Consider the following 20,515-nt stretch of genomic DNA (forward strand, 5'->3'; position numbering starts at 1 on the left):
AACAAGTACAATTATTAAATTTAATTGCCTTATTAAAATATCTTTAAACCATACAAATCAGTTGGTTAGGGTGATTTAATGAAAGAATTATTGCAAAATAACTATAAGTGTTTAGGTACGTTACGCTTTAAATGCTCAATAACCTGCTGCTGCAGCTCTGACAAATATCGTGTTTTTAGGCAACACAACATGACGGGGCTAGTTACGACCTTTGGATAGTCAATGATTTCGAAGACATCGTCTTCTTTAATCATATGCTTTGAAACTATCGCCTCTCCAAACCCAAGCCTAACACCGTCGATTAAGCCATACACATCATCATAGAAATTGCGATCAAACTCATAATCAGACATTCCCTGGGCTTCAAAGAAATTAAACGTCGTAACGTCATGTACATCATGATCTAAAAATATGGGGGGGGTGAAATGATGAGCCAACGTTTTATTGCGGATATGAACCAGCGTTTCATGCCCTATTAGTTCAGATTGCACTCGAGAATCATCGAGCACTGAATCTGTGATAATAAAATCTACTTCTCCTGACAACAGCAGCGATGGCAGATTGCGAAGTTCTCTGGAAAAAAACTCCACTTTTAATTGATGAGGTGAATTAATCAACGGTATTAGAGATGGCATAACGACGGATCGCATTACAGAACTAAATGCACCAATCCTGATAATGCCATTGGCAATAGCACTTCTACCGGTGACCTTGTTTAAAACGTCCTGCTCTCGAGCCTGTTGGTCTGATATATATTCAAAAAGCGTTTTGCCCTGCTCTGTCAAACTGATCCCATCAGGACTACGGATGATTAAATGAGTTCCAACTTCCTGCTCTAATTTAAGCACTCGTTGTGACAACGCTGATTGCGTAATACACAATGAATCTGCAGCCTGTGAAAAACTTTTATCTATCGCCACCTGATAAAATGCGTTTAATCGATCATTGTTGAGCTTCATATGCCGCCAACTGATTAGTAATGCAACCAGAATAACAGCTTCGTTTTTCAACGCAATATACTAAGCAGCACCGTTATCGTGCTGCTTCTATTAGACTGTTTGGTCATTCAGTGAACTAAGATTTCACTCACTCGTATACTGCAACAGCCACTCATAAATACTGACGTCGTACTGGTCAAAGTTGTCATCTGCAATCACGCCGCGTGGCGCATCTTGCATTGCAGACAAACCGTAAACCAGAGGGTGGATGCGATGATTTTGTTGTTTAAAAACGGTAAGCCGTGGAAGCGTTGTTGGCTGACAATTTTGCTCGATGTAGTCTACTGCGCGAATGCTCGAGTCTACTGAGACCACATCATCAAATTCGCCATGGAATGCCCAGACCGGCACCGTTTCTATTTGGCAAATATCCTCAGGCGCCTCGTTGTCATTCATCGGCAGACCACCTGAAATTGATATAGCAGCGGCGGTTCGATGAGGATAATCTGCTGCATACAGAAGACTAAGAAAGCCACCTTGACTCCATCCCGTCATATAAATACGTGACTCATCAATGCGATAGGTATTGACCGCATAATCAATAAACGCATCCAAGCGCGCTAATTCATCGCCATCACCAATGCCGCCCATTTGCGGGCTCAGCGTAATCAAGGGTAACGTGGTATCCCATTTTCCACTTTGTTGCATCAATGCGGGGCCAGCACCACGAATAATGGTTTGCAAAGCCGCCGTAGGATCACTTCCACTTACTTCAACATTTGAGCCGTTGCCATGATTGAATATCAACAGTCCATACTGTTTGCTTTCATCAACACCATAGTCTTTGGGTAAACTTTCGATATAACCTAAGTGGGATTGTGTCGAACCTACTGGTCTTAAATTCATGGTAGAGGGCGTATCATCTAATACGCGTACAATTCTGATTTTTTCCAACGACTTATTCCCATCTGAGTCAGATACGCTATATCGAATAAAATAATCCCCCACAGAAAATCGGTTCCACAAGTTGACTATCTCGATATTGGCACTCACATCGCCGTCTTGTCTGTCGTGCGCAGTTGCGCCAAGCTCTTCGTATTCCTCATCAACTGACAAAAACACAACGTCTGGGCCATTCAATTCAATTACGGGGCTATCAATAGTGACCGCAAAGTTGGGTACTGCAGCATCCCAGTAGCTTGCGCCCGTAGGCACACTGGAAGACGGTACTGGCGCTGAGTTGGTTGAGCCCCCTCCTCCGCACGCAATCACAGATAACGCTCCTAAACAGCAGATTGCACATTTGCCCCAAAATTTTCCCATTTTAATTTCATCCTTCGCTTTAAATAGAAGCAGAAACATCTGCCATATTCTTATTTATTGTTTTGAATTGCTTCTCGCTCACTCAATCTGCATTTCCGCAACCGAATAATGTGAGCATTTCTCGTATTTGATTTAAAAGCCTAAAAATCCGTTGATGTAGCAATCTTGATGGTTTGTCTTACTCAAAAACATTCTTTATTGACGGTATAGCTACTTGAATTCCTCCGGATACAAGTTGTGTATCGTAAGCGTTTTTCTCATTTTAGGCTTTTTCGGGGTTATAGCGTTATTCGTGGTATTTACGAATAACCGCTACTTTTCCACCTTCTAACTCCAACACTTCCATAATTGTTCTTTCATACTCAATAGGCTGATTGTTGTCCGGATGAGTGCCAGATACTTGTTTTTTATACCGCACTGCAATAGCTGAACTATTAAAAGTAAACACATTGAGCAACTCTGCCTTAAATCTAGTATGACTACCCAAGTAGTGTTTCATACCTTTCTTCATGCTCTTCTTTCCATCTAGATATCTGGTATCGTCAGTAACCCAAGGTAAATGTGAATGCCCTACATCATCTTTTAGCAAAGCCAAATATTCATCTAAATCCTTTTCTGAAGCATTGGGGAATTGAGTCGCTACCATCTTGTCAAAATACTGATTAGCAAATGCGTTTAGGTCTATTTTCTCTCCAGCCTGTACAAACGTAGATAAAATGATAAGCAGCATTAGCAGGATGAATTGCATCTCGGTTTTCCTTTTATAGTAAGTACTAAATAATTAATTAACCACAGAGGTTATTTCTTGGGAATTGATTGTCATCAGGTGCCCCTAGACGGGGAACATAGCGACTAATACGATGGTTCAACGATATACATTCTAGTTAACCTTAGTACTTGGCATGCTGGGGTGTTCCGATGCTTGATAGATCAATGCATCACGATTGACAATATTGCCATTTTTAATAATGAACTGAATATTTCGGGTATGTTTAATATTCTCGTCAGGCTTTCCTTTGACAACCAAAATATCGGCTATTTTTCCGATTTCCAGAGTTCCCCACAGGTCGCTTTGTTGCACCAATGCTGCAGCATTCTTGGTAGTTGTTGTTATCGCTTCTAAGGGGGTAAGGCCTGCATCAACCAATAGCTCTAGTTCAAAATGAAGCGAATCGCCATAGAAAGTGGTGTCATCCGTTCCCGCAATTAAAGGAACACCAGCATCATGCAGTTTTTTTATCGTGTTTTGCAATTTTTTATGAAACTCTAGGCTGAAGTTGTCGTCTATATACTGTTGATTAGCTTGAGCTTTTTGCACTTCTTCTTTAACTTTATTAAAAAGCCATGGAGGCATGGTATTTTTAATAAACTCGTTATCTATAAATGCAGCCCCTCTTAACACACTATGAGGGACAGCCCCCCCTACAGAGCGGGTAGTAATGATCTTTGTTTTAAACCTTTGCATTAAAGATAGCGTGTGCTCTGTCACTTCACGAGGCGTATGAGCAAACGCCGTGACACCAGCCGTTATGTTGTGAAACGCACCATTTAGTGCCCAACCATCAAGTAAAACGGGCATGCCAATTCGTTTGCCTTCTCGCACGAGCTCTACAACTTGCGCTCTGTTAAGTTTGGCATAGGCCTTAATAGCACTTGCACCATTGCGCTTGAGATAGTCCGCTAATCCCCGCGCTTGTGTTTCGGAAACCATACTTCTGCTCACTTCAGGCCAAGCGGGGTCAACACTATCTATCAGCGGGCCAACGTAGTGAATTGCTGGGCCGGTAATCTCTTGGTTATTAAGGCCAGCCTGTATTTGTTTTAAGTAAGGTAATACGCCCCCTAAATCAAAAATATTTGTTACTCCGGCATAAAGATAAGCATTTAATTTCCATTGATAGCCTAACAGGTCGAAATCTTCACCTCCCCATGCCAAGTGAGTGTGCATATCTGCAAGCCCGGGCATAACCGTGTTACCAGCAACATCATAAACTTTTACACCTGAGGGAATTAGTAGATCGTCGCCTATATCCTTAATCTTGCCATCACTTATTAAAACAGCTCCCTTTTCAACAACAGGACCGCCATTTCCATCCAGAATACGCGCGTTAATAATCGCATAGTCTTCGCTTGAAGTTGCATTCGCCATCATCGACAAAAAGATAAAACCAAAGCCTAAAACACCTTTGTTAAAAGTGCGCCATCTTATAGTAGCCGAGGTTTTCATTGTCGAAATCATGTTCTTTTCCTTATTTTTTACAGCTAGTCAAAATTGATTCACTTGAACAATTATGGTCCGAAATACTGAATTGATACTGAATTGATACTGAATTGATACTTAATCGATATTAAGGGCCGCTTTTCCATCTAGGAAACGTACGTTAATTGTCGAAAACTCTTTATTAGTTTTTGCATTGACCATCATTGACACAAGAGTAATGCTCATGCCTAAAAGAAATTGGGTCCAAATGCCTCACCTCTGACTTTTAAAAGTTATTGTCACTGACTGCATAGCTATTTCTTAACTTTTTAAAGGTAGCATGGAAAAACGAGAGCTATATATATACAAAACGGTACTTTTCGTGCGAAAGTGGTCAAAAACAAAGAAGTTTCAATATTTATGTCTCAAAACGCTTTAAATGGGCCTCGAGTTGCTGTGATCGCATATGACAAATTGTGTCAATTTGAATTTGGTATAGCAGTCGAAGTTTTTGGTCTCGCGCGTCCAGAGTTTGGGAATGACTGGTATCAATTCGACATAATCAGCGTCGAAGGGAAACATCTCAAGGGCATAGGCGGGATCTCATTCCAAATCGACAAGAGCATAGAGTGCCTGTCGCAAGCAGATATTATTGTCTTACCGGGTTGGCGCGAACCCTATACTGATGTCCCCTTCGATTTAATCAATGCTTTGTTAGAAGCTCATAACCGTAATGCGCGCATTGTTGCTATTTGTGGAGGGGCTTACATTCTGGCAGCAACGGGGCTTTTAAAAAACAAAAAGGCGACCACTCATTGGATGTTTTTAAACAAATTTATCGAAACTTTTCCTGAAATAGATGTAAGTGACGCTCCGTTATTTTGTGAAGATGGTAATTTATACACTTCTGCGGGTAGTGCCGCCGGAATCGATTTGTGTTTACACATCGTGCAGCAAGACTATGGCTTAAAAAGGGCGAATGATGTCGCACGGCGCTTGGTCGTTGCTCCCCTACGTTCGGGCAGAGCAACTCAAGATGTAGCGCAGCCGCTTTTACCACAAAATAAACATCAACAGTTACCCGATATCTTAAACCATATTCAATCAACTCAGTCTTTGCATCCCACCATTAAAGAAGTCGCCCATCAAGCGGGAGTGAGTCCTAGAACATTTACGCGGCGCTTCCAAAAAATAGTCGGCATGTCCTATGGTGATTGGATTCGTGAATTAAAACTGGAAAGGGCAAAGGTCATGTTAAAAGAAACCGATCTTTCGATCGAAATTATCGCTGAAGCTTGTGGTTATGAGAGTAGTAGTTCATTGAGACGTTTGTTTAAAGATAAGAAGCTCGCTCCCCCTTTGCAATACAGAAAAGGATAAAGGGTTTGCCGAACTTCTTAAGTTAGTTTGTATTTTTAATATGCTTTTACTCAACTAGCGCAACAAAACCTTGTGCATCTCGACTCGCCAATTCTTCATAGGTTTGCCAGCGTAACTCTAACGCATGAATGGCTAGATCCAATAAATGTTCAGCATGCTCTGGGTCGCTGCGCATCAATTGTTGGTAGCGCCCTTCATTCTGCCGGTACTCTTTCAAACTGCGGCTCGGTCTCAATGAATCTAGTTCAAAGGGGTTTTGCCCCTGTTGGCGTAACAACGGATTGTAACGCAGCAATGGCCAATGTCCTGATGTCGCCGCCAAATGTTGCTGTTGCAGCCCTTCATTCATATTGATGCCATGCGCAATACAATGACTGTAGGCTAATATAATCGACGGCCCTGGGTAACTTTCAGCCTCACGGAAGGCTTGTAGCGTTTGTTGTGGATTCGCGCCGATTGCCACCCGCGCAACATACACATTGCCATAAGCAATAGCCTGCATGGCAAGATCCTTTTTGCCGACCGTTTTACCGCCCACTGAAAACTTTGCAGAAGCACCTAATGGCGTAGCCTTAGACATCTGCCCCCCCGTGTTTGAATACACTTCAGTATCCATGACCAAGATATTCACATTCTTACCGCTGGCCATGACGTGATCTAAACCGCCATACCCAATGTCATACGCCCAGCCATCGCCGCCAACAATCCACACACTGCGGCGCACCAGATGATCCGCAATCGATTCAAAGTGACGGGCTGTATTGCTATCAATTTTTGCAACGTCCTCTAATAGCTCAGAAAGGCGTTGACGTTGTGCCCTGATCTGACTTTCAGACTGTTGCGGCGCATAAGTAATTTGCTCGACGAGTGTTGCATCTAACTGTGGAGATAATTGCGCTAACAACTTCAAGGCCTGCTCAGTGTGATGATCTGCGGTTAGTCGGAAACCTAAGCCAAACTCAGCATTGTCTTCAAACAATGAATTAGACCATGCAGGACCATTCCCTTCTGCGTTCTTACTCCAAGGAGTCGTGGGTAAATTCCCGCCGTAAATAGACGAACAACCTGTCGCATTTGCCACCAGCATGCGATCACCGAACAGCTGCGACATCATTTTCAAATACGGTGTTTCGCCACACCCCGCACAAGCACCAGAAAACTCAAACAGAGGTTGTAAAAATTGCACCCCACGCACCGTGGCAAAATCGACTTTACTACGATCGGGATAATCAATTGTGTCAAAGAACTTAAGGTTCTCAACTTCATGTTCAACAACATCGCTTAATGGCACCATATTAATTGCACGTTTCTCCGCGGCTCCCTCTTGCCGAACAGGGCACGCATCGACACACAACTCACAACCAGTGCAGTCTTCTGCATAAACTTGCAACGTATACTGAGTTTCCGGAAAACCTTTTGCCGTTGTGGCGATAGACTGAAAGGTATCTGGCGCACCATTAAGTCGTTCTTGATGATAAAATTTCGCGCGTATTGCTGCGTGAGGGCAAACGGCTACACAATTACCGCATTGTATACATGCGCTCGATTCCCAAGCGGGTACTTGCTGTGCGATCCTGCGCTTTTCAAACTGGCTGGTTCCACTGGGGTAGGTTCCATCAACAGGTATCTGACTGACGGGGATCAGATCCCCCTGCCCCTTAATAATTTCCATTGTCACGCTTTTAACAAAATCAGACATCTTGGCGGTATCTTTTGTACTCTCCCGAGCCCCTTCAATATCTCCAATTGTTATTTTATGTAGCCCAGAAAGCGCCTGCTCAACCGCAGTGTAATTTTGTTCAACGATTTGTTGCCCTTTTTTACTGTAAGTTTTTGCAATAGCGTATTTTATCAATGCAATTGCCTCCTCATGTGGGAGGATGTCTGATAGGTAGAAAAAGCAGGTTTGCATGATCGTATTAATACGTCGCCCCATATCGGCATCTGAAGCAATTGCATACGCATCAATTGCATATAATTGAAGTTGCTTATCAATAATCCCTTGCTGCAAATGGCGCGGTAGTGAAGACCAAACGTGATCAGGTGAATAGGGAGCGTTAATTAATAATGTGGCACCGAATGCCGCTCTATCGAGAATATTCAGCTGGTGCACAAAATTGAATTGATGAATAGCAACAAAACTGGCTTGTTCAATCAAATAAGGCGCATCAATTGCGTGATGACCATATCGCAGGTGTGACACAGTTTGCGAACCCGACTTTTTCGAGTCATACACAAAATAGCCTTGCGCGAACAATTGCGATTCCGCGCAGATAATTTTGATACTGTTTTTGTTCGCTCCAACCGTGCCATCCGCGCCTAAACCATAGAAAACCGCCTGTTTGATTTGCTTATCGTCAATGTGAACGGTGGGCACAAGGTCGATATGGCTTTGAGTGACATCATCAACAATCCCCACCGTAAAATGATTTTTGGGGGCAGGCTTACGCAATTCAGACAATATGCTGGCTACCATCGTCGGATTAAACTCTTTGCTCGAAAGGCCGTAACGCCCACCAACGATTTCAGGCAGTGCACTTCGTTTTCCGGCTTGCTTGCCCTCCATAATTGCCGATACCACATCTAAATATAAAGGCTCTGCGAGTGCGCCGGGCTCTTTAGTTCGGTCTAACACTGCAATGCTTCGAACACTTTGAGGTAACGCTTCAAGCAGCGCATCTGTCGGGAAAGGACGATACAAACGAATGGCGATAACAGCCACTTTATCTCCCGAGACGTTAAGATAATCGACTGTTTGTTTGACTGTTTGAACCGCTGATCCCATTAATATGATCACACGTTCGGCATCTTCTACACCGTGGTATTCCACCAACTTATATTCACGCCCAGTCAATGAATAGAGTTTATCCATGCGACCTTGGACAATCGACAATGCCTGCTGATAATAACGGTTAGCCGCTTCTCGCCCTTGAAAATACACGTCTGGATTTTGTGCTGTACCGCGTACAATTGGGTTTTCAGGCCGCAGCGCTCTTGTTCGATGCTGCCTTATCCACTCATCGTCGATCAATTCACCCAGCGTCTCATCGTCAATCCATGCAATTTTGTTGACCTCATGTGAGGTCCGAAAGCCATCAAAAAAATGAACAAAAGGCACGCGGGATTGCAGCGTTGATGCATGTGCGATGGCTGCCATGTCGTGCGCTTCTTGCACAGAGTTTGCGACTAACTGGGCAAAGCCAGTATTACGTACCGCCATAACGTCTTGGTGATCACCAAAAATAGACAACGCATGAGAAGCCAAAGAACGAGCCGCTACATGAAATACGGTTGGTGTTAATTCCCCGGCAATTTTGTGCATATTGGGGATCATCAGCATTAAGCCTTGCGAGGCAGTAAAGGTTGTTGACAGACTGCCCGATTGCAACGCGCCATGCACGGCACCGGCAGCACCACCTTCGCTCTGCATTTCCATTATCGTTGGCGAGTCTTGCCAAAGATTTGTGCGCCCTTCATTCTTCCATTGGTCGGCCAGTTCAGCCATAGTTGATGATGGCGTAATAGGGTAAATAGCGCACACTTCAGACAATCTAAACGCCACATCTGCAGCTGCTTCATTGCCGTCCATTACTTTCATAATTGGCTGATGCTTCATGCGTTGCCCTCCTTGTCAGCTTCATCCACTGGACGCAATGAGATAGCGTGTGTTGGGCACTGCAGAGCGCAAGCACCGCAGCCTGTGCACTGTTCGTAATTGATTTGATACCCCTTGCCTTTGCCCAAAATTGATATGGCTTGCTCAGGGCAAGCGCCAAAGCAACCATCACATTCATAACAATTGCCGCAAGAGTAACAGCGACTCGCCTCAAACGTTGCTTGCTCTTGGCTAAATCCTTGCACTATTTCGTCAAAACTATCTACTCGCGCGTCTGGCGCTAACTCAGTTTGTACTCCGCTATTTGCATCCGTGTGATACCACAGATGCAAATCCTGATAATTGGCTGTTGGTGGCTTTTCTGGTGCTCGCCATATTTCGCCACTTAACCATGCGTGTATATGTTGCGCAGCCTTGCGCCCCTGCCCAGTAGCTACCGTTACTGAACGTGTACCGGGAGTCAGATCCCCGCCGGCAAAAACACCGTCTGCATTTACCTTAAACGCATCATCAACAGTGACACAGCCTTGCTCAATATTTAGATTGGGTATACGCGTCAGCAATGGCGTTTCGACTTGCTGCCCTAATGCCATAATGACGCTATCCGCTTGTAGTTTTTCAAATTTACCGGTGGGCTGCACCTGCCCTTGCGCATCAATGTCCATTATTTCAAGGGTAAGCTCATCCTCTTCAATATCAGCAATACTTGATAGCCAGTTGATTGCGATACCTTCGTCCAGCGCTTCTTGCGCTTCAAATTCATGTGCGGGCATATGTGCTCTATCACGACGATAAATTATCACTGTTTCATCAGCGCCAAGGCGCTTAGCGGTTCTGGCAGCATCCATTGCTGTATTTCCACCACCGTACACAGCGACCTTTCGACCCAGCAACGGTGCTTGATGCTGCTCTACTTGGTGCAGATAGCTAACCGCATTGAACACTTTTGCCGCATCTCGTACGGGTATATCCACCTGCTTCGCAAGCGGTGCTCCGGTCGCAAGGAAAACAGCATCAAAGTTGCCATTTTGCTTTGCTGTGCTGATATCTTCTATGCGCTTATTACAATGAAACTGAACACCCAAAGCTTCAATGCGCGCAATCTCTGCGTCCAACACATCACGCGGTAACCGATAAGCCGGGATACCATAGCGCATCATGCCTCCTAGCTTTTCACTGGATTCATATAACTCAACATCATGCCCATGAAGGCGCAGATGGTAAGCCGCAGACAATCCCGCTGGCCCTGAGCCAATAACTAAAATTCGTTTACCGGTTGATCCACTTGGCGGTTCAAACTGCCAACCTCGCTCGATAGCCAAATCGCCCAGATAGCGTTCCGTTGCGTGAATTTTTACTGGGCTGTCGACATTTGCACGATTACACCCTGTCTCACACGGGTGGTAGCACACACGCCCATGTATTGCAGGCATTGGATTCATCCGTGTTAACAGCCGCCAAGCGGCTTGCCATTCACCGGCCTCGACTAGTGCAATCCAGCCTTGAATATTCTCTCCTGCGGGACACGCTTGATTACACGGCGGCATTAGGTTTTGGTAATGTGGCCGATAGCGAGTAATTGGCCCAGTGCCGTGCATATGTTCTTGCTGTGGTGGTCGCGTTAAATCAGAAAGCTTCATCAGTCACCGCCTAAAAAGTTGTCCATAAATGCGCTTTGCCTTTCTTGGCTTTATGCAATCGACAAAACCCCTGCGCATTAAAACAATAATAGCGAGATCGGATTCCCGCAAATTGAGGTGAATCAAACTTAGACTAAAACAGCAGCGTGAAATGAGGCCGCAATTGCAAGCTGGCAGTTGAGAGTTTACGTTTGATGACTTACATTGGGGCAAACACAGATGCGACGCATAAAAGAACATTTGGCGTTGCACAGCCATAATAAGAGAGTAGATATGACGACTCCTGCCCTGTTAGCCATTGATCAAGGAACTACGTCCAGTAGGGCTATCGTATTTTCATTAGACGCACAGATGATCAGCAGTGCGCAACAAGAATTTACTCAATTCTATCCACATGAAGGATGGGTGGAACACGATCCTGAGGAAATTTGGTCAAGTACACTAGCCGTATGCCAAAAAGCGATTAATGAAGCGGAAGCGAAAGGCTATAAAATCGGCGCCATTGGCATCACCAATCAACGTGAAACCACAGTGGTGTGGGACAGAAAAACAGGGGCGCCAATATATAACGCTATCGTATGGCAAGACAGACGCACGGCAGAGCTATGCGAAACGTTGATGAAAGAAGATGATGACATTCATCAACACACCGGATTGCGACTAGACCCCTATTTCTCCGCAACCAAAATTGCCTGGGTTTTAGATAATGTTGACGGTGCCAGATCACGTGCACTGGCTGGTGAACTCGCCTTCGGCACTATCGATACTTTCTTGATCTGGCGACTAACCAATGGTGAAGTGCACGCCACAGATACCACTAACGCGAGTCGCACCAATTTAATGAATTTACGTTCATTAGAATGGGACGAGCATTTACTCAACTTGTTCGATGTACCAGCTGAACTCTTACCCAGCATAAAACAAAGTGCAGATGATTTTGGCGTTACTGCTGAAGGACTTTTCGCACAACAGTATCCGATAACAGGAGTCGCGGGAGACCAACAAGCGGCGCTGATTGGTCAATGCTGCTTTAGCCCGGGAAGCCTTAAAAGTACCTATGGCACTGGCTGCTTTGCACTGGTGAATACTGGAGAACAACCGCTATTCTCTCAACATCAGCTGTTAAGCACAGTGGCTTACAGCATTAACAACAAAACAGCCTACGCACTAGAAGGCTCAATATTCATCGCAGGCGCAGCGGTGCAATGGTTGAGGGATGGCATAAAGGTCATTGAAAACGCCAAGCAAACTAAAGCTCTGGCAGAAACAGTAGACAACAGTCACGGTGTAGTATTAGTCCCTGCCTTTGCAGGCTTGGGTGCACCGCATTGGGATCCCTATGCAAGAGGCAGTGTGTTTGGTCTAACCCGCGGTACAACTGAAGCTCACTTAGCGCGCGCAGCACTGGAGTCTGTATGCTTTCAAACCCATGATCTACTGTCTGCAATGCAGCAAGACGGTATTACCACTCAAGCGGTACGGGTGGACGGTGGTATGGTTGAGAACGACTGGGTGTGTCAACACCTCGCCAATATATTGGACGTAGATGTTGTACGTCCACAGGTTATGGAAACAACCGCGCTGGGCGCTGCGTACCTTGCTGGATTAGCGGCAGGCTTGTATAAAGATGTAGACGCGTTAAGTGAACAAAACCCTGTCGATAAAACATTCTCGGCTAATTTGGCCGATTCCGATAGGCAACGTAGTTTAAAACGCTGGCATTCAGCCGTTGATGCAACGCGACTATTTGCCCAACAATCGGGGAAATAGCTCAAAATTCTGCGCCAATGAACGATAATATAAAGATGACAGAGTAGTTAAGCCTGATATGAACCTAAAACTCGCACGACAATCCAGAGTACTGATCATTGACGATCAAGTGCTTGCGAAGGGATACATGAAGTATTCGTTGGAAGAGTTGGGCTTTCAGAATATCGAGTATATAGATAAAGTTAATCAAGCTTTGTCTACAATTCGTCGTGAATACTTTGACCTCATTATTTGTTCATATGATTTGAAAAATGAACAAGACGGTTATTATCTCTACGATCAGCTCAAGCAAGACGGTGATATCGCACCCAGTACCGCTTTTGTTTTTATCAGCGCAGATACGACACCTGATATTGTCCATAGCATTGTAGAGCTACAACCGGATGACTTCCTTGCCAAGCCATTTACTGTGCGTGAATTGGACAAACGCTTAACACGTGTGTTGAATCGCAAACAAGCTTTAAAGCCCATTTACCAGTTGATGGAAAAGCAACAACCAGAGAAAGCACTCGCGACGCTGGAAAGTTTTCTCGGTGAACCGAAGAACTCCGAGTTTTTTCCGTTGGCCTTAAAAACTAAAGGTGAGCTGCTCGAACAGTGTGGGTTTTATCAACAGGCTATCGAGTTCTATCAGGCCATTTTAAATGTTCAGGCCTTTGCTTGGGCTCAGCTTGGTATCGTTCGCGCACTGATCAAAACGGATCATGATGATGAAGCAGAAAAACGTATACTCGAACTCGCGTTCAAACCAGATTGCAAATTAGCAGCATATGATCTTCTAACGGCACTGCAAATCAAACAGCAAGAATTTGAAGACGCACTGGAAAGTGTTGAAGTTGCCACAGAGTTGTCACCGCGCAATATTCGTCGCCACAAAACTGCGATGGAGTTGTCTCGCATCACCCATGACTACGAGGCGCAGTTTGAGGCCGCCAAACGGATTGTCAAATTCGCTAAGCATTCAATTCATGATAAGCCGGAGAACTATCTCGCAGCAGCCCGCGCTGGTATTGATTTTGCGATGACGGCGGATCCGTCTCAAACCAACAAATTAATTAAGCAAACCAACGACTACTTAAAACAACTTAAATCGCACTTTCCAAAAGCGGATGTCGACGAGCAAGTTAAGGTTATTGATGCCAGGTTGCTTTATTTGCAGGATGAAACTGACAACGCCAAGTCGTTGCTAGGGCAATTAAGTAACGAAGCATGGGAAGCTGAACCCATGGAAGGATTGTTAGACAAGGCAAAAGCATTTCATGAGGTAGGCCTGGTAGAGCATGCGTTAAATATGTTGGATGTGATCGAGCGACGCTGCAAGCATGATCCAGAACAGGGTGAATTATTCATGCACTACATCTCACAAGAAAAGCAAGAAAAAACCCTTATCCAGCACAGTCCAAAAGAGCTGAACAATGCAGCGGTTAGCCATTATCAACGAGGTGACTTAGAAGAGGCTCTTCAAGTCTTCCGCCAAGCATTTACTATTATGCCCAAGAACCCATCAATTGCACTTAACCTATTACAAGCTACAGCAGTCGAGATCCGCGAAAAAGGCGTAGCAGACAATACACCGGCCTTGGTTCGCCACTGCATAAAAGCGATTGAGAATGGATCACTTACGCCAGAACAAGAGCAGCGCTATCACAACGTTAAGAGTTACCTTAAAGACGTTGTGTAACGATTAGCAATCTTGTTATTCCGCTAAATGTTTAAACCATTCACTGCAGCGGTGAAGCCAATACGTCATGTCGTGTGGGCTCTCATCCTTTATTATTATTCGGTAACCAGCTTTAGGAATGGTTTCGATACGAATAGACTGCTTACTAACTACGGCGCTAAGTTCTCTACGTAGGCGGCAAACTAAATGATTGATCACATCTTCACTTACAACATCATGACCCCAGATGCTTTGTTTCATCTGTTCTCTGGTCACGATATCTGGACTGGCCTGAAGTAGGATTTCAAGCAAAGTCGCACATTGAGGTGACAAAATTTTTGTAATCCCCTGATCATTGCTGACAGTTCGGGTCGATTGATCATACTGCAGGGAGCTCGTGTTCATATTCATAAACATCCCCGACAAATTCACCAGTAATTTTAGCATAAGTCGACCTTGCTCATCGGTGCACATGACAATTAAATGAACAAGTAGGGGTTAAGATACTGAATAAAAAACAATTAAATTTATCATGAATTTTTCATGTAAATATCAGGGTGAATGAAAGCACCTGGACATAATATTTAAGAGTCTGCGCAGCAGTAATGCCAGCGAACACCGTCAAATATTAATGCCAAAGGAAAAAATAATGAACAAAGTAAGAGCACTATCTACAGGCTTAATGGTGTTGTCGCTATCAGCCGTTTGCAACAATACCCTGGCCAACAATTATCCTGTTGAATTAGAAAATAACCTTAAATCAGTATGCCAGCATGCTGCAGAGAATAACCGCTTAGGGTTACACCAAACGATTCAACAAATATCGCCCGGACATCGAGTGACCGGCCCTACTTATAGAGTGTTAGCTGAAGGACTCTTATGTAATGGTGTTCAAGTGGCAAACTTTGCCCGCCAATATGGTGCAACAGACACCATGAAGGCATTCCAACGCTATACGCCAGCTCGACAAGTCATTGAAATTAGAGATATCGAAATCAGTAAAACATTGCCCAGCGACATACAAGTTAGTTTCGCTATCGGTAAATAAGTCTTTCTCGGCAGAAGGAGTGCTATCCTATGGGATGCGCTACCTTCTGCCGTTACCCGCGGATTTAGAGTGGTTAAAACACTACTTCAGTATTCGGCTGCAAACGTTCGGCGCCGCGAATAATGATTTTATCCCCCGCCTCTACACCCGATTGCAATACCACCCAAGGGCCATCCGCAAAACGAATGTCGGCCTGTACTTGTTCTGCAACGTTGTCACCATTAACTTTGTATACAAAACGTTGATTGCCTCGAATGACAACCGCATCCCTTGGTACCACAACAACGGATTGTTCGAGCTCTAGGGGCACTTGAGCGGTGACTGAGTCACCTATAGTGAGGTGGCTATCGCTTACATTTAAACGCATTTCCACCATGCGAGAAGCCGGATCACCGATAGGAACAACCTGCCGAATCGCAAATTCATGGCTGTGGTCTTCATGCATGACCTGAATATTCATACCCGGCTTTAATAGCTCGAGTAATTTGATCGGCACCGGAATAGATAAATCCTTTAGTGATGGATTAACGAAACGAACAAGTGGATCGCCTACACGAATATATTCACCTAAATGCGCGAAACGTTCAGCAATAACGCCATCGAAGGGTGCCGATATTACCGCGTCATTGACAGCCTTTTCAGCACTCAGTACCAGCGCGTTGGCCGCTATAATCTCTTGCTCCAAGCGGAACATGGCCGCACGCTCACGTTGCAATTGGTTTTTCGCGGCATTGTCCTGACTCGCGAGGCGCTCAAATCTTTCTACTTCGGTCTTGCGGAAAGCAAGATCAGATCGCAACGCCTCAAGCTGAGCATTGTCGCGTGAGAGCGTCCATACCAAACGAGATTTATCCAACTGAGCAATTTGCTGACCCTGTAATAGTTGAGAGCCTACATGTGCAATACCGTTTAACTTACCTTCAACTTCAGCGGAAATTACCGCATCTTGTAGCGCCAACACATTGCCCTTTAACTGCATGCTAGGCGCTAATACCTTTTGCTCTGCGGTAATGATTTCAACTTTTGGCGGCGGCATATTTTGAGCATATCCAGCGCTTGTACTCACAAACCATGTGAGTAATGCAAAACGAGTGACCTTAAACATTTTATGCATGTGTCTTTCCCTGTTTAAACGAGAGTTGCAATAGGCAAGGTAAAAGAACCAAGGTGAACAATGTAGACACGCTCATCCCTCCAACGATTGCAGCAGCCATACCGCGATATATTTCACTGCCATCGCCGGAAATTAAGAGGAGTGGCAACATGCCAAACAAACTCGTTAGTGTACTCATAAATATGGGGCGTAATCGAATCGACAGTGCTTGTTCAACTGCCGCTTCTATACTTAACCCTTGCTTCAATCCATCCCGTGTTTGCGATACCAACAAAATAGCATTGTTCACGACCAGTCCCAGCAATATGATAAAACCTATCATCCCCAATAGATCGAGTGGCTGAGGTTTGAATACGTTTAGCAATTGTATCGCCAAAACACCGCCCACACCGGCGAGAGGGAGCGCAATACATACTTGTATTGCCGCTGTGAGTGATTTAAACAACCCGGTCATAATCAACAATAACAATAAAAATGCGAGCACGAAGTTGAGGCTCAGCGAGGACATCGCTCTGGCTAAATCTTCTGCACTGCCGGTGTATTGGATCTTGGCGTCACTGGGCAACTGTGCAAGCAACTGTGGTTGAACGCGCGTTTTCAGTGCATCAATTAACGCTTCCAACGACATATCCGCAGGCGGATTCACCACCAAACTGTACCCGCGCTTGCGTTCCATCCTGACAATTGCACTTGGCGACAATACCGTATCGATTGTTACCAGTTCTGACAATGGGATAACCCCACCTTTGGGCGTAGTTACCGGTAGTTCCGCAAGTGCTTCAGGAGAGGCAAATCGCTCCGTTTTCAAATAAATATCCAAACGTTCTTGGCCATCAAAATATTCACCGAGCCAAAGCCCCTGCCCTAACTGAGCGATGACTGCCGAAAGGTTGTCTCGTGTCCAGCCAACCTCTTTAAGGCGGCTGTCATTCGGCATAAAACGCAACTCTGTGGTTTCAGAAAAAGGATCCGGCTCTGGGTTTGCAGTCGCACCAGGAATCGACTGCATAACCAACCCCATCCCCATCATCGCAGCCGCTTTTGCTGCCTCTAAGTCGGTACTGGTCATTTCAATACGGACACTGTTGCTGTCGCTAAAACCGCCAAACAAGCTGCGTCGCATTGAAAACCCGAACATATCGGGAATCCCGCTGATAATGTCCGTTTGAATGGTTTGTTGAAGTTCATCTAAGTCGGTGCCTTCCTCACCATTTAAGGCAAGCCACCCACCCGAACCACCGGGGAAAGACCAGAAGAAATAGTCACTGACATAAGGGCTTTTTTCCCCCTTTAAGTGTGGCTCAAGCCGCTGTGCAATCAATTGCGCTATTTCTCTATCAGCCGTCGCAACATTTGTCCCCGGAGGAAAAAACAGAAAGCTATCGACCGTATCTCGTTTCACTGGTGGCAAATAGTTACTGGTCGGCCACAACAGGATCATGCACGCCAGTGGAATAATGATCAGTGTGCCTACCCACCCCCAACGTTTAGCTGTGGTGTTACTCAGCGACATCAAAATCGATACAATTTTTTGCCAATAAGCATCATTTCCCTGTTTGGCAACGGGCGCACTGCGCAACAGGAACTTTGCTCCAGTTGGCAACAAGGTAATTGCGACAATCAATGACACCGTTATACCGATAGCAATGGTGAGTGCTAAGTCAGCAAACATCTGCCCTTCTGCATCTTCTAAAAACATGATCGGGATAAAAATGGCGACAGTAGTGGCTGTAGAGGCTAGCAATGCGCCCCAAACCTGAGTTGGACCTTTATCCGAAGCCTCCGCCAATGGTTCGCCTTTCTCTCTCAAACGCACAATGTTTTCCAATACAACGATTGCCGCGTCCAATACCATCCCGGTGGCGAACGCCAACCCTGCAAGTGAAATAACGTTCAACGAACGCCCGGCTAGGTTAAGCACGACAAACGTCGCCAACAACGAGACAGGTATCGCCGTTGCAATAAGTAATGTTGCTCGCCACTGCCGTAAAAACAACCACAACACGAAAACCGCAAACACCATACCGACAATTAAATTACTGGTTAAAAGCCCCATTGAACGTTTGATATAAAGACCGGGGTCGAATGAGAATTGCGCATGCATACTTCGTTCAGCGAAAACGGTCGCATTCAACTCGTCCATTTTGGCCTTCACACCATCAAGCGCTTCCAGTACGTTGGCGTCATTGGTTTTAGATACCGCTAGACGAAAAGCGGGGTTTGCGTTTTGATAGATAAAACCACCGGCCCGTCCAGGCCCCACCTCAACACGTGCGATATCACCTAACTTAATCTCGACACCATCACGTTCTTCAAGAATAAGCGAAGACAACTCTTCGATGTCGTAGCGACCTTCATAGCGCACGGTATATTGTTTACGGCCTATATCAACGAAGCCACTCGACATATCTTGTGAACGCCCAACTAATGCGGCTATTTGTGATATATCGATGCCTAAATCAGCGGCACGATAAATATCATAGACGATTTGCAATTGCTCTCCGTCGCCCCAGCTACCATCATCGAATTCTATGCGGGAGACACCGTACAGGGCTTGCAACTCAGGCAGCACGAAATCGCGAATATACTTACTATTAGCCTGCTTTTCCTCACGTGAAATACCGTCTTTGTTCTGAATAAAGTAATCGATCAACGTGTCATTCGCATCGCCCCACTCACCCATCATAATTTGTGGTTTTTGTGCATTCGCAGGTAAAGGACGAAGCCGGTTCAACCGACTGATCACATCGATAAGTGCACGTGTCATGTCAGTTTCAAGGGCAAACTCAAGTTGCATAAAACCAAAATCAGACATACTCCAGGCAACCATATCGGTCATACCCGGCGTACCCACCAACACTTCTTCGATTGGGACGGTTAATTCTGATTCTATTTCTGCTGGAGATGCGCCAGGCCATGAACTGATAACCGTTACGATAGGCTTTTCAATGTTGGGTAATAGCTGTGCGGGTATTTGAAATAACGAAATGACACCTAAGGCCAAGATCATGCATGTGACAATGATCACGGCGACAGGGTTTGCTAGACTCGCTTTGGTAAGTTTCACGGCAATCCTTTCCAATCATGTAAACCAACAGAAGATTTATATTCTGAACCTGCAAGCAGTGATGCAACCACCGCCCTAAATTGTTGAAGATACTACTTCCGTAAAGGTGGGTAAAACACCTCTGTGTTAATCTTCGGCACCGCCCATATGCACAGCATGAGCGGTGTGAAACGCTCCTTCTTGGAACTGTTTTAATCCCGTTTCGCTAAATGGCACTGCAACTGGATGACGTTTTAACGACGCTTTAATCGTTTGCGCAGGGACAGTTTCAACCTCAAGCCCATCTATCAATTGGATAGCTGCTTCCATTTTAAACCCTAACGCACCACCTGAAAACTTACCGGTTAATGGACGCTCTTTGATCACAACACGTTTCACTTTGTAATCACCCATTAGCTGTTTAAAACTGGACTGAAAATAGCGGATATCCAACGTTCTGTTACGTTTACTGAATTCCAGCTTACGTACACGACAATCCGGCATAAAAAATACACCTTCACGGTACTCAAGCAAACAAATAACAGCTTCCGTTCCTTTAATATCAACACCACAAATTAGCATAGCAATATCCAGCTTTAATAGAGTAATGCTATTGTCGCTGATCCTCGATTGAAAAGACACCTTCTGACAACATCTTTGTTAGGGCTACCCAAGTTAAGTCCCAAATAAAATATATGACCTGTACCAGCATCACAAAAGCGCATTGCGAATTGAGCAGCATATGATCGCTAGCCTTCTTCTGCGGTACAACCGTCGACT

General features: G+C 45.0%; 14 protein-coding genes. 4 read left to right on the forward strand and 10 right to left on the reverse strand.

Annotated features, from left to right (window positions below):
- Positions 1-101: 101 nt before the first annotated feature.
- The 4 genes from CSH93_RS03885 to CSH93_RS03900 form a co-directional block, all read right to left on the reverse strand.
- A complete protein-coding gene (locus CSH93_RS03885) occupies positions 102-959 on the reverse strand; it encodes a LysR family transcriptional regulator (protein WP_124748929.1) in 858 nt (285 codons plus the stop codon).
- 123 nt (positions 960-1,082) lie between these two features.
- On the reverse strand, positions 1,083-2,261 hold the full coding sequence (locus tag CSH93_RS03890) for an alpha/beta fold hydrolase (RefSeq protein ID WP_164078284.1): 1,179 nt from the start codon (positions 2,259-2,261) through the stop codon (positions 1,083-1,085).
- Between the two features lie 286 nt (positions 2,262-2,547).
- A complete protein-coding gene (locus CSH93_RS03895; protein WP_100641883.1) occupies positions 2,548-3,009 on the reverse strand; it encodes a hypothetical protein in 462 nt (153 codons plus the stop codon).
- Between the two features lie 132 nt (positions 3,010-3,141).
- Positions 3,142-4,500 (reverse strand): amidohydrolase family protein, encoded by a 1,359-nt coding sequence (locus CSH93_RS03900; protein ID WP_100641884.1) that lies wholly within the window; start codon positions 4,498-4,500, stop codon positions 3,142-3,144.
- A 381-nt stretch (positions 4,501-4,881) separates the two neighbouring features.
- Between CSH93_RS03900 and CSH93_RS03905 the strand changes: the two genes are divergently transcribed.
- Positions 4,882-5,841 carry a DJ-1/PfpI family protein gene (locus CSH93_RS03905; protein WP_100641885.1) on the forward strand — a complete coding sequence of 320 codons (960 nt, stop codon included), beginning with the start codon at positions 4,882-4,884 and terminating at the stop codon, positions 5,839-5,841.
- A gap of 46 nt (positions 5,842-5,887) precedes the next feature.
- Here CSH93_RS03905 and nifJ read toward each other — a convergent pair whose 3' ends face one another.
- Complete coding sequence (gene nifJ, locus CSH93_RS03910; protein ID WP_100641886.1) at positions 5,888-9,457, reverse strand: pyruvate:ferredoxin (flavodoxin) oxidoreductase; 3,570 nt, start codon at positions 9,455-9,457, stop codon at positions 5,888-5,890.
- The gene (locus CSH93_RS03915) at positions 9,454-11,097 is read right to left on the reverse strand and encodes an NAD(P)-binding protein (protein ID WP_100641887.1); all 1,644 of its coding nucleotides are present in this window, start codon (positions 11,095-11,097) and stop codon (positions 9,454-9,456) included. The genes nifJ and CSH93_RS03915 overlap by 4 nt, the downstream gene beginning before the upstream one ends.
- A 273-nt stretch (positions 11,098-11,370) precedes the next feature.
- Here CSH93_RS03915 and glpK point away from each other — a divergent pair, with 273 nt between their 5' ends.
- Both glpK and CSH93_RS03925 read left to right on the forward strand, forming a co-directional pair.
- Positions 11,371-12,867, forward strand: coding sequence for a glycerol kinase GlpK (gene glpK / locus CSH93_RS03920; protein WP_100642333.1), 1,497 nt, complete (start codon positions 11,371-11,373; stop codon positions 12,865-12,867).
- Between the two features lie 58 nt (positions 12,868-12,925).
- Positions 12,926-14,548 (forward strand): response regulator, encoded by a 1,623-nt coding sequence (locus tag CSH93_RS03925; RefSeq protein ID WP_100641888.1) that lies wholly within the window; start codon positions 12,926-12,928, stop codon positions 14,546-14,548.
- 15 nt (positions 14,549-14,563) lie between these two features.
- Here the strand turns inward: CSH93_RS03925 and CSH93_RS03930 are convergent, their stop codons facing one another.
- Positions 14,564-14,974 (reverse strand): winged helix-turn-helix domain-containing protein, encoded by a 411-nt coding sequence (locus CSH93_RS03930; RefSeq protein ID WP_164078285.1) that lies wholly within the window; start codon positions 14,972-14,974, stop codon positions 14,564-14,566.
- Between the two features lie 202 nt (positions 14,975-15,176).
- On the opposite strand from CSH93_RS03930, the gene CSH93_RS03935 reads away from it, so the two are divergent.
- Entirely contained in the window at positions 15,177-15,575 is a 399-nt protein-coding gene (locus tag CSH93_RS03935; protein WP_164078286.1) for a DUF3718 domain-containing protein, read from the forward strand.
- A gap of 73 nt (positions 15,576-15,648) precedes the next feature.
- Here the strand turns inward: CSH93_RS03935 and CSH93_RS03940 are convergent, their stop codons facing one another.
- The 3 genes from CSH93_RS03940 to CSH93_RS03950 form a co-directional block, all read right to left on the reverse strand.
- Positions 15,649-16,689, reverse strand: a complete 1,041-nt coding sequence (locus CSH93_RS03940) for an efflux RND transporter periplasmic adaptor subunit (protein ID WP_100641891.1) — start codon at positions 16,687-16,689, stop codon at positions 15,649-15,651.
- Positions 16,682-19,756 carry an efflux RND transporter permease subunit gene (locus tag CSH93_RS03945; RefSeq protein ID WP_100641892.1) on the reverse strand — a complete coding sequence of 1,025 codons (3,075 nt, stop codon included), beginning with the start codon at positions 19,754-19,756 and terminating at the stop codon, positions 16,682-16,684. The genes CSH93_RS03940 and CSH93_RS03945 overlap by 8 nt, the downstream gene beginning before the upstream one ends.
- A 126-nt stretch (positions 19,757-19,882) precedes the next feature.
- Positions 19,883-20,317 (reverse strand): DUF3010 family protein, encoded by a 435-nt coding sequence (locus CSH93_RS03950; protein WP_100641893.1) that lies wholly within the window; start codon positions 20,315-20,317, stop codon positions 19,883-19,885.
- Between the last annotated feature and the right edge of the window lie 198 nt (positions 20,318-20,515).

It is taken from the genome of Neoalteromonas facilis (assembly GCF_002807665.1).
Classification (GTDB): domain Bacteria; phylum Pseudomonadota; class Gammaproteobacteria; order Enterobacterales; family Alteromonadaceae; genus Alteromonas_E; species Alteromonas_E facilis.